The sequence below is a fragment of the Pseudomonas sp. MWU13-3659 genome (assembly GCF_023757525.1).
Classification (GTDB): domain Bacteria; phylum Pseudomonadota; class Gammaproteobacteria; order Pseudomonadales; family Pseudomonadaceae; genus Aquipseudomonas; species Aquipseudomonas entomophila_E.
Genome location: NZ_JAMSHW010000003.1, coordinates 270,962 through 285,508 on the forward strand (window position 1 = coordinate 270,962; position 14,547 = coordinate 285,508).

At 66.1% G+C, this 14,547-nt stretch carries 13 protein-coding genes; 6 read left to right on the plus strand and 7 right to left on the minus strand.

What is annotated here, in order from left to right; translation table 11 throughout:
* Window positions 1-117: 117 nt before the first annotated feature.
* Window positions 118-1,035, minus strand: a complete 918-nt coding sequence (locus NGM28_RS06070; RefSeq protein WP_252089156.1) for a LysR family transcriptional regulator — start codon at window positions 1,033-1,035, stop codon at window positions 118-120.
* A gap of 87 nt (window positions 1,036-1,122) precedes the next feature.
* Between NGM28_RS06070 and NGM28_RS06075 the strand changes: the two genes are divergently transcribed.
* Both NGM28_RS06075 and NGM28_RS06080 read left to right on the plus strand, forming a co-directional pair.
* Window positions 1,123-1,902, plus strand: coding sequence for an NAD(P)H-dependent oxidoreductase (locus NGM28_RS06075; protein WP_252089157.1), 780 nt, complete (start codon window positions 1,123-1,125; stop codon window positions 1,900-1,902).
* Between the two features lie 35 nt (window positions 1,903-1,937).
* The gene (locus NGM28_RS06080) at window positions 1,938-2,558 is read left to right on the plus strand and encodes a TetR/AcrR family transcriptional regulator (RefSeq protein ID WP_240067043.1); all 621 of its coding nucleotides are present in this window, start codon (window positions 1,938-1,940) and stop codon (window positions 2,556-2,558) included.
* Between the two features lie 9 nt (window positions 2,559-2,567).
* On the opposite strand, the gene NGM28_RS06085 is transcribed toward NGM28_RS06080, so the two are convergent.
* Window positions 2,568-3,470: a LysR family transcriptional regulator gene (locus NGM28_RS06085; protein ID WP_252089158.1), complete on the minus strand. Its 903-nt coding sequence runs from the start codon at window positions 3,468-3,470 to the stop codon at window positions 2,568-2,570.
* A gap of 91 nt (window positions 3,471-3,561) precedes the next feature.
* Here NGM28_RS06085 and NGM28_RS06090 point away from each other — a divergent pair, with 91 nt between their 5' ends.
* Window positions 3,562-4,908: an MFS transporter gene (locus NGM28_RS06090; protein WP_252089159.1), complete on the plus strand. Its 1,347-nt coding sequence runs from the start codon at window positions 3,562-3,564 to the stop codon at window positions 4,906-4,908.
* Window positions 4,898-5,302 (plus strand): nuclear transport factor 2 family protein, encoded by a 405-nt coding sequence (locus NGM28_RS06095; protein ID WP_252089161.1) that lies wholly within the window; start codon window positions 4,898-4,900, stop codon window positions 5,300-5,302. The genes NGM28_RS06090 and NGM28_RS06095 overlap by 11 nt, the downstream gene beginning before the upstream one ends.
* Before the next feature lie 89 nt (window positions 5,303-5,391).
* Here the strand turns inward: NGM28_RS06095 and NGM28_RS06100 are convergent, their stop codons facing one another.
* The 4 genes from NGM28_RS06100 to hydA form a co-directional block, all read right to left on the minus strand.
* On the minus strand, window positions 5,392-5,670 hold the full coding sequence (locus NGM28_RS06100) for an acyl-CoA-binding protein (RefSeq protein ID WP_240067039.1): 279 nt from the start codon (window positions 5,668-5,670) through the stop codon (window positions 5,392-5,394).
* A gap of 171 nt (window positions 5,671-5,841) precedes the next feature.
* Entirely contained in the window at window positions 5,842-7,116 is a 1,275-nt protein-coding gene (gene preA, locus NGM28_RS06105) for an NAD-dependent dihydropyrimidine dehydrogenase subunit PreA (RefSeq protein WP_252089163.1), read from the minus strand.
* Window positions 7,117-8,484 carry an NAD(P)-dependent oxidoreductase gene (locus tag NGM28_RS06110; RefSeq protein ID WP_252089165.1) on the minus strand — a complete coding sequence of 456 codons (1,368 nt, stop codon included), beginning with the start codon at window positions 8,482-8,484 and terminating at the stop codon, window positions 7,117-7,119.
* A gap of 208 nt (window positions 8,485-8,692) precedes the next feature.
* A complete protein-coding gene (gene hydA, locus NGM28_RS06115; RefSeq protein ID WP_252089167.1) occupies window positions 8,693-10,132 on the minus strand; it encodes a dihydropyrimidinase in 1,440 nt (479 codons plus the stop codon).
* Window positions 10,133-10,736: 604 nt separating this feature from the next.
* On the opposite strand from hydA, the gene NGM28_RS06120 reads away from it, so the two are divergent.
* Window positions 10,737-12,227: an NCS1 family nucleobase:cation symporter-1 gene (locus tag NGM28_RS06120; protein ID WP_252089169.1), complete on the plus strand. Its 1,491-nt coding sequence runs from the start codon at window positions 10,737-10,739 to the stop codon at window positions 12,225-12,227.
* A gap of 105 nt (window positions 12,228-12,332) precedes the next feature.
* Entirely contained in the window at window positions 12,333-13,619 is a 1,287-nt protein-coding gene (locus NGM28_RS06125; protein WP_252089171.1) for a Zn-dependent hydrolase, read from the plus strand.
* A 263-nt stretch (window positions 13,620-13,882) separates the two neighbouring features.
* Here the strand turns inward: NGM28_RS06125 and NGM28_RS06130 are convergent, their stop codons facing one another.
* The gene (locus tag NGM28_RS06130; RefSeq protein WP_252089173.1) at window positions 13,883-14,464 is read right to left on the minus strand and encodes a P-loop NTPase family protein; all 582 of its coding nucleotides are present in this window, start codon (window positions 14,462-14,464) and stop codon (window positions 13,883-13,885) included.
* Window positions 14,465-14,547 lie beyond the last annotated feature (83 nt).

The following is a 14,547-nucleotide window of genomic DNA, read 5'->3' on the forward strand; positions in this document are numbered from 1 at the left end:
CAAGGCCGCTCCTACATCTGTTTCGGGCGATTTACTCCAGTAACAGAGGCGGTGTCCGCCTGTAGGAGCGGATTCATCCGCGATGCGCCGCGCCAGCGGCGCTCGATCTCAAAGGCGCTACAACTCCCCCGCGAACACCTGGCCACACCGCCCAATCAGCTCACGCAACCAACGGTGCCCCGGATCACGATGCACCCGCTCCGGCCACAGCATCAGCATCTCGAACCCCGCGACCGCCAGCGGCGCCTCGACCACCTTGAGCCGGGCATCACCGGCCACCAGGCGCTCAGGCACCATCGCCACCAGGTCGCTGCCCGCCAGTATCGAAGCCAGCAGCATGAAATGCGGCACCGACAGCACCACCTTGCGCGCCAGCCCCTGCTCGGCCAGCGCCGCATCGGTCGGCCCGGCAAACCCACCACCATCGGGCGAAACGATCACCTGTTCCAGCGCGCAGAACTGCGCCACGCTTGGCCGGCGCTTCAAACGCGGGTGATCGACACGCCCGGCCAACACATAGCGTTCACGGAACAACGAACGCTTGCGCAACCCGGCCGGTGCCTGCTCGGCGATATGAAAGGCCAGGTCGATCTCGCCCTGCTCGGCCTGGCGCAACAAGGTGCCGGGCACCAGGTCGAGCACCGCCAGGCGCGTGCCCGGCGCCTCGCTGCGCAAGGTGGCCAAGGCCGGTTGCAGCAAGGTCGAGGCGCTGTAGTCGGTAGCGGCCACGCGCCAGGTCTGGCGGGCCTGGGCCGGGTCGAACGGTGTGGCTGGCGCGATGGCCTGGTGCAGCGCCTCCAGCGCCTGGCGCAGCGGCGCGCGCAGGGCTTCGGCACGGGCCGTGGGCCGCATGCCGCGTGGGCCGGGCAGCAGCAACGGGTCGTCAAGCAGCTCGCGCAGGCGCGCCAGCTGCACGCTCACCGTCGGCTGCGCCAGGTGCAGGCGCTCGGCAGCACGGGTCACATTGTGTTCGGTGAGCAAGGCGTCGAGGGTGACCAACAGGTTGAGATCAAGGCGCCGCAGATCATTGTGCATGGCAATACCTGGCATATCAGACATTCATTTCAACTATACCTCGATGCAGCCCATGATGCGGCCATCCCCCTTCAACGGAGCCTCACCATGAATGTGCTGATTGTCCACGCCCACCCCGAACCCCGCTCCCTCAACGGCGCCCTCAAGGACCATGCGGTGCGCTACCTGCAACGCCAGGGCCACAGTGTCCAAGTCTCCGACCTGCACGCCATGGGTTTCAAGGCCGTGCTCGACGCCGCCGACAACACCGCCTTGCCAGCGGGCGAGGCGTTCCAGCCTTCGGAGCATTCGCGCCAGGCCTTCGCCAACGGTACGCAGAGCGCCGATATCACCCTCGAGCAGGAAAAGCTGCGTTGGGCCGACGTGCTGATCCTGCAGTTCCCACTGTGGTGGTTCGGCCTGCCGGCGATCCTCAAGGGCTGGGTCGAGCGGGTGTACGCCTATGGGTTCGCCTATGGCGTGGGCGAGCACTCCGACCAGCACTGGGGCGACCGCTACGGCGAGGGCAGCTTCGCCGGCAAGCGCGCCATGCTGATGGTCACCACCGGCGGCTGGGCCTCGCACTATGCGCCAAGGGGCATCAACGGCCCGCTGGACGACATCCTCTTCCCCATCCAGCACGGCATCTTGTTCTACCCCGGCTTCGAGGTGCTGCCACCCTTCGTCATCCACCGCGCCGGCCGCGTCGACGCCACCGCCTTCGCCGCCGCGTGCACGGCACTGGAGCAGCGCCTGGACGGCTTGTGGCACGACGCCCCGATCCCGTTCCGCCGGCAGAACGGCGGCGACTACCTGATCCCGGCGCTGACCCTGCGCGAAGACCTCGCCCCCGGCAAGCAAGGGCTCGGTATCCACCTGCAAAGCTGATAGCCTTGGGCGGTCCCTGCCGCTTCGGACTGCCCATGGCCAACCACAAGATCGAGATCCGCCGCCGCAACATCGAGAAGATCCTGCTTGCCGCCGAGCAGGTGTTCGCCGAAAAAGGCTATGGCGGCACGTCCATGGGCGATATCGCGGAGCTGGCGCAACTGCCGCGCTCCAACCTGCATTACTACTTCAGCACCAAGGACGAGCTGTACCGCGCGGTGCTGCAGGACCTGCTGGACGTGTGGAAGCAGGACGCGCTGTGCTTCGAGCGCTTCGACGACCCGCGCGTGGTGCTGACCAGCTACATCCGCGCCAAGATGGGCCACTCGCGCTCGCGGCCGCTGGGCTCGAAGATCTGGGCCGAAGAAATGCTGCACGGTGCGCCGCTGCTGGGAGCAAGCCTGGATGAATCGCTGGTGCCCTGGGCCAAGCTAAAGGAATCGAAGATCCGTGCCTGGGTTGAAGACCAGCGCATCCTGCCGATCGAACCTTCGGCGTTGCTCTACATGATCTGGGCCTCGACCCAGCACTATGCCGACTTCGGCTACCAGGTGACGTTGCTCAACGGCGGCGAAGCGCTGTCGGATGCGGCGTTCGAAAGCGCGGTGCAGACGGTGACCGGTGTCATCCTGCGCGGGATCGGGCTGGAGCCCTGAACCGCCCGCTCAGCAACCCAGGTGCTCGCAGAGAAAATCGATGAACACCCGCGTGCGCTGTGGCAAGTGGCTGCCATTCGGGTACACCACGCTGATCGGCTGCTTCGGCAGGCTGTAGTCGGGCAGCACCCGCTGCAAGCTGCCAGTGGCCAGGTCCTGCTCGATCAACCAGGCCGGCAGCACGGCGACACCCAGGGAGGCCAGGGCCATTGCCCGGACGCCCTGCGCGGCGTTGGACTGGTAGGCCGCAACGCCCCCCACACTCACGTTTTCGCCGTCGACCGACTGCAGCGTCCAGCGCGTCGGGGTGTGCAGGTTGCTGTTGGCGATCCAGGGCACGCCCGCCAGGTCATCGGGTTGGCTGAGCGTGTGCCGGGCGAGAAAGTCCGGCGAGGCGACCAGCACGATGGCGTAGTCACCCAGCGTGCGGCTGCGCAGGTTCGAGTCCGGCAGCGTGCCGAGGCGCACCACCAGGTCGAGCCGTTCTGCGATCAGGTCGCTGAGGGAGGAGTCGGTTTCATAGCTGAGCGACAGCGCCGGGTAACGCGCGGCGAACGCCGGCAGCAGCGGCAGGATGAAGCGCTCGCCATATTCGGCGGTGGTGCTGATGCGCAGGCGCCCCGCCACGCCGTTGTGCCGCTGCATGACGTTGTCGAAGGCGCTTTCGACATCGCTGACGATCACCTTGAAGTCGTCGTAGAACGCCTGGCCGGACTCGGTCAGGGCGATGGCGCGGGTGCTGCGCAGCAGCAGGGTCACCGCCAGCGCTTGTTCCAATGCCTTGATGTGCTGGCTGACCATGGCCTTGCTGATGCCCAGGGTGTCGGCGGCCTTGGTGAACGAGCCGGCATCAACCACGGCGAGGAATGTCTGCACCCGGTTGAGCTGGGTGTGAAGGGCCGTGCGCGGCATTGTTCAGTTCCATCAAACAGAGTTTCAAGGGTAGCGACATCGACGGAGAGCGTCCATGCCACCTAGGCTGCGCGCCGAACAAGGAGTGGCGATGACCTACCGATACCGCGTGGCGACTGTTTTCCTGATGGGGTTCTTCATCGACTGCATCAATATCTTCATGCCGGCCGTGGCCCTGCCACGGATCACGGCCGAATTCGCCATCGCCAGCGCCAACAGTGCCTGGGTGGGCAACGCCTACATCCTCGGGCTGACGCTGGTGATGCCGGTCAGCACCTGGCTGGCGAGCCGCTGGGGTGCGCGGCGCTTGTTGGCGCTGTCGATGCTGGCGTTCGCCGTGGCCGCCTGGGGCTGTGGCCAGGCCGATTCGTTCTCGGCGTTGGTTGCCTGGCGCTTCGCCCAGGGCTTGGCGGGCGGCCTGCTGATCCCGGTGGGCCAGGCACTGACCTTCAACCTGTTCCAGGGCCCGCAGCGCGCCCGCGTTTCGACGCTGGTGATGGCGGTGGCGCTGATCGCACCGGCGCTGTCGCCCACCTTGGGTGGGCTGATCGTCGATGGCGGCAACTGGCCCTGGGTATTCCAGGCGAACATCCCCCTCGCGCTGCTGACGGCCGGGCTGGCCTGGTGGTGGATTCGCCAGGCGCCCGGCACAGCGGTACCACGCCCCGACTTCAACGGGCTACTGCTGGTCAGCGGCGCCCTCGCCTGCCTGCTGCTGGGCCTGTCGCTGTACGGTGCCGGTCATCCGGCCTGGGTGGCGCTGGCATGCCTGGCGGCGGGATTGTCGTGTGCGTTGTTGTACCAGCGCCACTACCAGCGCTCGCGGCACGGCATCGTCGAACTGAAGCTGCTGGCCAACGCACGGTTGCAGGTATCGATGCTGGTCTACCACGCGATCCCAGGCGTGTTCACCGGGGTGAACCTGCTGAACATCTTCTATTTGCAGGAAGTGTTGGGCCTGAGTGCCCGGGCCACCGGGATGTTCATGATCGTCTACGCCGTTGGCGCCCTCGCCGCCATGCTGCTGGTCGGTCGTGTCTACAACCAGGTCGGGGCGCGGCGCTTGTTGCTGCTCGGGATGCTCCTGCACAGCCTGGGTGTCGCCCTGCTCGTCTTGGTCGACAGCACCACCGATACCCCCCTGCTGATCGCTGCCTATGGCCTGATGGGCATCGGCGGCGGCCTTGGCGCCAACACCGCGCAGGCCACCGCACTGATCGATTTCACTGGCGAGCGGACCCACCAGGCGAGCGTGCTGTGGAATCTCAACCGGCAGATGGTGTTCAGCCTCGGCGCGGCGCTGTTGCTGATGACCTTCAACCTGCTGCCGCCTGCAAGTGCCTACCACCTGACCTTCGCCCTGGCTGCACTGCTCGGGCTGCTGCCCCTCACACGACTACGCACATTACCCCAGGAGCCTATCCAAGATGTCCGATAACACCCTTGCCCGTGCAGCACACAGCGTCCATCACGTCCACGTGCTGATCCAGGAAGTCTTCACCCGCCCGGCTGCCGAGACCCAGGCAACGCTTGAAGCGTTGATGGCAGTGTTTGCCGATGACTTCAGCATGGTCGGCACGGCGGGCAGCGTGTTTGATCGCCAGCAGGTGGAGCAGTTGTTCCACCGCGTGGCCGGTGCCCGGCCGGGGCTTGAGATCGTCGTCGGCGATGTGCGGGTGGTCTGGCAGGCGGGGAACAATGTGGCCGTGCGCTACAAGGAGACCCATCGTTTGCTGGGGGTGGAGCAGGCCCGCTGGTCATTGGCGATCATCGAGTGCAGCGATCAAGCCGTGACCTGGCACTGCCTGCACGAAACAGCAATACCACACTGACCTGGCGCCTCCTGTAGGAGCCGGCTTTGCCGGCGAACACCGGCAAGGCCGGTGCCAGGCACCACGCGTCCACGACATCGCCATGCAGGTCAATCTCGAATCGTGTCGGCCAGGTGAAGGTACAACCTCATCGCAGCATCCTTAGGCGTTCCTTTCAGATCCCCCCAGCCCCCCCTCTTGATTTCCTCCTCATTGCTATTGCGACCTGCGAACTCATGATCACCCACCTTGGCATCACTGTAGTCACCATAAGTTGCCTGTTTATAAAGCTTCCAGAGCATCACCCGAGTTTCTAACGGTGGGCTCGTGCGAAGTTGGTTCATCTTGCGCTTGGCTTCCTGGAAGCTTGCCTCTAGATCGTTGCCCATCATGACGCTCCTCGCTTGTGGCTGTAACCAAAGGAGCGCACTGCCTGTGACACCGGAGCCACTTCCATTGGAGAGTCCTCCGGAGCCCCTTCGACGCCCCACGCAAGCAGACTGATTGCATTCCCGTGGAGCGTCTACTGACAGAATTGCCAGGTACCGATCCCCTCCTGCTCAACCCGCCTCACGATAGGGATTGCGCGGATCCTGGGTCCAGTTCAGGTACGGCTTGCCGGTGTCCTGCGCGACCATCTCGATGCAGCTTTCCACCGGGCAGGTGATCTGGCACAGGTTGCAGCCCACGCATTCCTCCTCGATCACGCTGTAGACATGAGTGCCGTCATCCTTGAGGGTACTGGCGATAGCCTGGTGCGAGGTGTCCTCGCAGGCGATATGGCAACGCCCGCAACCGATGCACGCGGCCTGGTCGATCTGCGCCACCGACTTGTAGTTCATGTCCAGGTACTTCCAGTCGGTGGTGTGGCCCACGGCCTGGCCACGGAAGGCGTCGAGGTTGGCGTGCCCGTGCTGGTCCATCCAGCGCGCCAGGCCGTCCTTCATGTCGTCGACGATACGGAAGCCATGCAGCATCGCCGCCGTGCACACCTGCACCGCGCCACTGCCCAGGGCGATGAACTCCGCCGCGTCGCGCCAGGTGCCGATGCCGCCAATGCCGCAGATGGGCAGGCCACGGGTCTCGGGGTCGCGGGCGATCTCGGCGACCATGTTCAGGGCGATGGGTTTGACCGCCGACCCGCAGTAGCCGCCGTGGGTGCTCTGGTCGCCGACGATGGGGTGGGCGACCATGCGGTCCAGGTCGACGCTGGTGATCGAGTTGATGGTGTTGATCAGCGACACCGCGTCGGCCCCGCCGCGATGGGCGGCGCGCGCCGACTGGCGGATATCGGTGATGTTGGGGGTGAGCTTGACGATCACCGGCAGCGAACAGTGGGCCTTGCACCAGCGGGTGACCATCTCCACATACTCCGGCACCTGGCCGACCGCGGCGCCCATGCCGCGCTCGGGCATGCCGTGGGGGCAACCGAAGTTGAGCTCGATGCCGTCGGCGCCGGTGGCCTCCACCAGCGGCAGGATGAACTTCCAGGATTCCTCCACGCACGGCACCATCAGCGACACGATCAGCGCACGGTCGGGCCAGTCCTTCTTCACCTGGGTGATCTCGCGCAGGTTGATCTCCAGTGAACGGTCGGTGATCAGCTCGATGTTGTTGATGCCCTGCACCTGGCGGTTGGCGCCGTAGTGCGCTGAGTAGCGCGACGACACGTTGACTGCCGCCGGGTCCTCGCCCAGGGTTTTCCAGACCACCCCGCCCCACCCGGCCTCGAAGGCGCGGACCACGTTGTAGGCCTTGTCGGTGGGCGGCGCGGAGGCCAGCCAGAACGGGTTGGGCGCCTTGATGCCGGCAAACACGATAGACAGGTCGGCCATTTACGCAGCCTCCACATTGAGCATGAGTTGGGCATGGATGGCTTCGGCGGCCAGCTTGCCATGTTGCACGGCCTGGACGGTGAGGTCCTGGCCCAGGGCGGTGCAGTCGCCACCGGCGTAGATGCCCGGCAGGCTGGTGCGCATCTGTTCATCGACGCGAATGCGCTCGCCGTCGCGGGCCAGTTGCGCGGCCAGCGGGTCGCCGAGGCTTGCGTCGTCGAAGCGTTGGCCGATGGCCTTGAAGATCGCGTCGGCGGCCAACTCGAAAGCCTCGTCCGTATCCTTCAGGCGGCCATCGACCCGTTGCGTGCGCACAAAACGCATGCCGCGCACGCGGCCCTGGTCATCGAGCAGCACGGCATCGGGGCGCGCCCAGGTGTGCAGGCGCACCTGGTTGTGCTTGGCAATCTCCTGCTCGTGGCCGGTGGCGCCCATGTCGACCTCGCCACGTCGGTACACCAGGTTGACGTCGCGGGCGCCCAGGCGGCTCATCTGCACGGCCATGTCGATGGCGGTGTTGCCGGCGCCGATCACCAGGCAGCGGTCGGCCAATGGCAGCTGGCTCAGGTCATCGGCCTGGCGCAGTTCGCGGATGTATTCGGTGGCGGCCAGCAGGCCGGGGGCCTCCTCGTCCGGCAACCCCAGTTGCCGCACCGCGTTCAGGCCAATGCCGAGGAACACGGCGTCGTACTGACTGTGCAGCTCGCCCAGCGCGAGGTTGTCGCCCAGGCGCTGGCCATGGCGGATTTCGATGCCGCCGATGCCCAGCAGGAACTCGACTTCGCGCTGGGCGTAGTCGTCCACCAGCTTGTAGCGGGCGATGCCGTATTCGTTGAGGCCACCCGCCTTCTCCCGCGCCTCGAACACCACCACGTCATGGCCATGCATGGCCAGGCGGTGGGCGCAGGACAGCCCCGCAGGCCCGGCGCCGACCACGGCGATGCGCTTGCCGGTGGCGGGCGCGCGCTTGAAGGGGTGTTCGCTGAACTGGGCGTTGTCCAAGGCGTAGCGTTGCAGTTGGCCGATCAGCACCGGCGCGCACTCCTGGGCATTGTTGCGCACGCAGGCTTGCTGGCAGAGGATCTCGGTCGGGCACACCCGGGCGCAACTGCCGCCGAGGATGTTGGCCGAGAGGATGCGCTCGGCGGCGCCTTGCAGGTTCTCGTCGCTGATGCGGTGGATGAACGAGGGGATGTCGATGTCGCTGGGGCAAGCGTTGACGCAGGGCGCGTCATAGCAGTACAGGCAGCGCGCGCTTTCGAGGGCGGCCTGGCGGGCGGTGAGCGGGGGCGCGAGGTCGGTGAAGCGCTCGGCCAGCTGGTCGGCGCCGGCACGGGGGCGCGGCAAATGGTTCAGGGCGTCGATCACGGTGGGTAGCCTCTCTGTTTTTATGGGCTCAGGCGGTGGTCATGCGCCTGGCTGCTTCAGGGAATGGCGGTCAACAGGAGCATCTTGCGTTGTTTTCTGGGGGCGCCTTGCGCCCCTTTCGCGGCACAAGGCCGCTCCTACAGGGGGCCGCGTTCTGCTGTAGGAGCGGCCTTGTGCCGCGAAAGGGCTGCGAAGCAGCCCCAGGGCCTCAGCGCTGGACCGGCGTCGGCCGCTGGTGTTCGGCCCGGCGCTCCAGCACCTCGTACACCGAGGGATACGCCGGCCGCTCCACATAGCGCCCCGCCCCCGGCTCGGCGCGCAGGTCGCCATCGGCCCAGAGCACCTTGCCCTGGCTGATGGTGTGGCTGGGGATGCCGCGCACGGTGCGGCCTTCGAAGATGTTGAAGTCGACCCGCTGGTGGTGGGTCTGGGCCGAGATGGTCCGCGTGCCCTGCGGGTCCCACAGCACCAGGTCGGCGTCGGCGCCGACGCGGATGGCGCCCTTGCGTGGGAACAGGTTGAAGATCTTCGCGGTGTTGGTGGAGGTCAGCGCGACGAACTCGTGCATCGACAGGCGCCCGCTGTTCACCCCGGCGTCCCACAGCACTGCCATGCGGTCCTCAATGCCGGCGGTGCCGTTGGGGATGCGGCTGAAGTCATCGCGGCCCATGGCTTTCTGCTCGGCGCAGAAGCAGCAGTGGTCGGTGGCGGTGGTGTGCAGGTTGCCCGACTGCAAGCCGCGCCACAGCGCCTCCTGGTGCTCGCGCGGGCGGAACGGCGGGCTCATCACGTAGCCGGCGGCGGTGGCCCAGTCCGGATCACGGTACACGCTGTCGTCGAGCAGCAAGTGGCCGGGCAGCACCTCGCCGTACACCGGCTGGCCCTTGGCCCGGGCATAGCTGATCTCGTCCAGCGCCTCGCGGCTGGACACATGCACCAGGTACAGCGGCGTGCCCAGCGTCTCGGCGATGCGAATGGCGCGGCTGGCGGCCTCGCCTTCGACCTGAGAGGGGCGCGACAGCGGGTGCGCCTCCGGCCCGGTCAGCCCCTGGGCCAGCAGCTTGCGCTGCAGGTGATAGACCAGCTCGCCGTTCTCGGCGTGCACGGTGGGCACCGCGCCCAGTTGCAAGCAACGCTCGAAACTGGCGACCAGGGTGTCGTCGGCGGCCATGATCGCGTTCTTGTAAGCCATGAAGTGCTTGAAGCTGTTCACCCCATGCTTGGCCACCAGCTCGCCCATCTCTTCGGCGACCTGCTCGCTCCACCAGGTGATGGCGACGTGAAAGCCGTAGTCGCTGGCGCTCTTCTGCGCCCAGCCGCGCCAGGTGTGGAAGGCGTCGAGCAGCGATTGCTGCGGGTTGGGGATGACGAAGTCGATGATCGAGGTGGTGCCCCCGGCCAGGCCTGCGGCGGTGCCGCTGAAGAAGTCCTCGCTGGCCACGGTGCCCATGAACGGCAGTTGCATGTGGGTGTGCGGGTCGATGCCGCCGGGCATCAGGTACTGGCCGCTGCCGTCGAGGATCTCGCAGTCGGTGGGGGCTTCGAGGTTTTGCCCGATGGCGCGGATCAGGCCATCGGCGCACAGGACATCGGCGGGGTAATGCTCTTCGTGGGTGACTACGGTGGCGCCACGGATCAACAGGGACATGCCGTTTTCCTCGCAGGCTGACCGGTCTTCTGGCCGGTTCTTGGAATTTTTTTGGGCCAGTGCCTGCGGGCTCGGATCAATCCTGTCAGGCCTGACAAGAATCGAGGCTAGTTGCTGATCGAATATTCATCAAGAAAAAATATATCCAAATTTCCAAACCAGTAACTTACTGATTTTTATATTTATTTAATTGGAATCACCAAAACGGAACACCCCTTCACCATTTTGACGCACTTGACAGGAAGCCAAATTGGTCAAGATTTTTTATGCAAATTCAGCTGCTTGAAACCGGGTGGGAAGGCGCAGGCCGCGCCAGCGAAATTCCAGGCTGCACCGCGTTGAATCACGGTGCCTGTGGACTCACCAACGCACCGCCTGGCGAGTGATCGCCCACAGTGCTGCTGAATGCTGTTGCAACTCAGTGAGTTACCTCCGGTCGGCGGCGGCCCGCCGGGAAGGCGCTGGCCGACCCGGCACGTTTGTTGAAGACGCAGGCCACAACCGCCTGGCCGGGCCGCAGGTGCGGTAATGGATGTTTGCGTGTACTCCGGCCATCGCCTTAGCCCGATGAGCGAACAACGACAAGAAGAACCTGGAGAGCCCCATGCAACAGAGCAGATCGCAAGTGGTCGAGCAGCACGGCCTGTACGAGCTCGACGCCGGCAACGACGTCCTCGACAGCCCCCGCTACAACCACGACATCGCCCCCACCAAGGTGCACCAGCGCACCTGGAACAAGTGGCACATCACCGCGCTGTGGGTGGGCATGTCCATCTGCGTGCCCACCTACACTCTCGGCGGCGTGCTCACCGCCTACTTCGGCCTGAGCGTGGGCGAGGCGCTGCTGGCGATCCTGCTGGCCAACCTGATCGTGCTGATTCCGCTTACGCTCAACGCCTTCCCTGGCACCAAGTACGGCATCCCCTTCCCAGTGCTGCTGCGTTCATCGTTCGGTATCTTCGGCTCCAACGTGCCGTGCCTGATCCGCGCCGTGGTGGCGTGCGGCTGGTTCGGTATCCAGACCCTGTTCGGCGGCCTGGCCATCCACCTGTTCCTCGGCTCGCTGTTCCCCGAGTGGAAGGCCCTGGGCGGCACCGGCGAAGTGATCGGCTTCATGCTGTTCTGGTCGCTGAACCTGTGGGTGGTGCTGCGCGGGGCGGAGTCGATCAAGTGGCTGGAAACGCTGTCGGCGCCGCTGCTGGTGGCGGTCGGGGTCGGCCTGCTGTTCTGGGCGCTGCCGCACATGTCGATGACCGAGTTGCTGGCGCAACCACCGAAACGCCCTGAAGGGGCCAGCGTGGTCAGCTACTTCTGCGCCGGGCTCACGGCCATGGTCGGGTTCTGGGCCACCCTGTCGCTGAACATCCCCGACTTCAGCCGCTACGCGAAAAGCCAGAAGGACCAGATCCTCGGGCAGATCTTCGGCCTGCCGCTGACCATGTTCCTGTTCGCCGCGCTGGGGGTGATCATGACCGCCGCCTCGGCCTCGCTGGTGGGCCAGACGGTGTCCGACCCGGTGAGCCTGATCGGCCATATCCAGAGCCCGGGCTGGGTGGCCCTGGCCATGGCGCTGATCATCATCGCCACCCTGTCGACCAACACCGCGGCGAACATCGTCTCGCCGACCAACGACTTCCAGAACATCGCCCCACGGTTGATCGGGCGCAGCCGGGCGGTGTGGCTGACCGGGTTCATCGGTTTGGCGCTGATGGGCCACGAACTGCTCAAGAAGCTGGGCTGGATCGTTTCCGACCTGAGCCTGGAGAGTGTCTACTCCAACTGGCTGCTGGGTTATTCCAGCCTGCTCGGGCCGATCGCCGGGATCATGGTGGTGGACTACTTCCTGGTGCGCCGCCAGCAGCTGGACCTGGCCGGGCTGTACCGCGACGACGTGTACCCGGCGTGGAACTGGGCCGGCTTCGCCGCCTTCGCCGTGCCGGTGGCGCTGACCGTGATGGCCATCGGCAACAGTAGCTTCAGCTGGTTCTACGACTACGGCTGGTTCACCGGATCCTTGCTCGGTGGCGGGCTCTACTACGCCCTGGGCGGCCTGGCGCTGCGCGGCCCGGCGCGCCTGGCCAAGCCGTTGCCATGAGCCAGGGTTCGCCGGCAAGCCGGCTCCTACACGTGTGCTTTCCCTGTAGGAGCCGGCTTGCCGGCGAACCGCCCCCAAGAACAACAAAGCCCTGAGGAGACACCCATGACCACCCTCGCCACGGAAGTCCTGCAATCCACCGAGCACCACGTCGACAGCGCCCGCCTGTGGCAATCGCTGATGGACCTCGCCTGCCTCGGCGCCACCCAGAAAGGCGGCGTCTGCCGCCTGGCCCTGACCGACCTCGACCGCCAGGCCCGCGACCTGTTCGTGCAATGGACCCAGGCCGCCGGCTGCAGCGTCAGCATCGACGCTGTCGGCAACATCTTCGCCCGCCGCCCCGGGCGCAACGCCAAACTGCCCCCGGTGATGACCGGCAGCCATATCGACACCCAGCCCACCGGCGGCAAGTTCGACGGCTGCTTCGGGGTCATGGCCGGCCTGGAAGTGCTCCGCACCCTCAACGACCTCGGCGTGGAAACCGAGGCGCCACTGGAAGTGGTGGTGTGGACCAACGAAGAAGGCTCGCGCTTCGCCCCGTGCATGATGGGTTCAGGGGTGTTCGCCGGCAAATTCACCCTCGAAGAGACCCTGGCCAAGCGCGACGCCCAGGGCGTGAGCGTCGGCGAGGCGCTGAACGCCATCGGCTACGCCGGCCCGCGCGCGGTGCTCGGCCACCCGGTGGGTGCCTACTTCGAGGCGCATATCGAGCAAGGCCCGATCCTCGAGGACCAGCGCAAGACCATCGGCGTGGTGCTCGGGGCCCTCGGCCAGAAGTGGTTCGACCTCACCCTGCGCGGCGTAGAGGCCCACGCCGGCCCAACCCCCATGCACCTGCGCAAGGACGCCCTGGTCGGCGCCGCCGCCGTGGTCGAGGCGGTCAACCGCACCGCCCTCGCCCACCAACCCCATGCCTGCGGCACGGTCGGTTGCCTGCAGGCCTACCCGGGCTCGCGCAACGTGATCCCCGGCGAAGTGCGCATGACCCTGGATTTCCGTCACCTCGAGGGTGAGCAGTTGAACGCGATGATCAGCGAGGTGCGCGCAGTGATCGACGCCACCTGCGCCAAGCACGGCCTGAGTTTCGAGCTGACCCCGACCGCCGACTTCCCAGCGCTGTACTTCGACCGTGGCTGCGTCGATGCCGTGCGCGACTCGGCGCGCAGCCTGGGTTTGCCGCACATGGACATCGTCAGCGGTGCCGGGCATGACGCGATCTTCCTCGCCGAACTGGGGCCGGCGGGGATGATCTTCGTGCCGTGTGAAGGCGGGATCAGCCACAACGAGATCGAGAACGCCACGCCGCAGGACCTGGCGGCGGGTTGCGCGGTGTTGCTGCGGGCGATGCTGGCGGCGTCGGAGGCCATCGCCAGCGGGCGGTTGGCGGCTTGAGGGTGAGTGCTTTCGAGGTGTTTGACGAGCGTGTGGTGGCGCCCATGAAATCGAGCGCCGCCCGCGCGGCGCATCGCGGATGAATCCGCTCCTACATCTGTTGCAACGTGACCATGACCGATAGGCCATGGTTGTTCGCCTTGTTTGTCCGACGCGGATTGTCGGCTGGCGCTACCGCCGCCCCGCCTGACTCAAACCATGCGCCAAGGCTGGCAACCATGGCCTTGCAGGTGCGGCACGTTGCAGCAAATGTAGGAGCGGATTCATCCGCGATGCGCCGCGCGGGCGGCGCTCGATCTCGAGATCACTGCCTCCCCCTCGCCAGACACCACCCCAGACAATCCGCCCACAAACGCTGCCACCTCCCGCGCATTGCCCAGGTGCACCACGGGCACCTGCGCCCCGATGGCCAGGCGCAACGCCTCGATCCCCAATCGACTGACCCGGTCGAAATGCCAGACGAACTTGAGAAATTCGAGAAAATCCTTGTTCGGTTTCTCATTGCACCCCTGCGGCAGGTCAGGCCTCGGAGGCTTGAGCAACGAACGCTGAATAACCCGCCTCAGGCAAGTCAGCCGCGGCGTGTCCAGCCAGATCACCAGGTCGGCGTGGGGCAGGCGCAAATCGAAGGTACGCCGCGAATAATTACCATCGGTCACCCAACTGCCACCCGCGAGCGCCTGCACCACCCGCTCGCGAAACACCTCGTCGTCCGCCTCCTCCCAGCCAGGCTCCCAGTACAACCGGTCCAGGTGCACCACCGGCAGCCCCAACCGCGCGCCAATCGCCCTGGCCAAGGTCGACTTGCCGCTGCCCGCGTTGCCCAGAATCACGATCCGTTGCATGAGCGCCCCTTCGCTGCGGCGTATCCACCACGTTCAGACCCAGGACGAACGCCCCCCACGAGGCGCTCGGCGCTATACTCGGC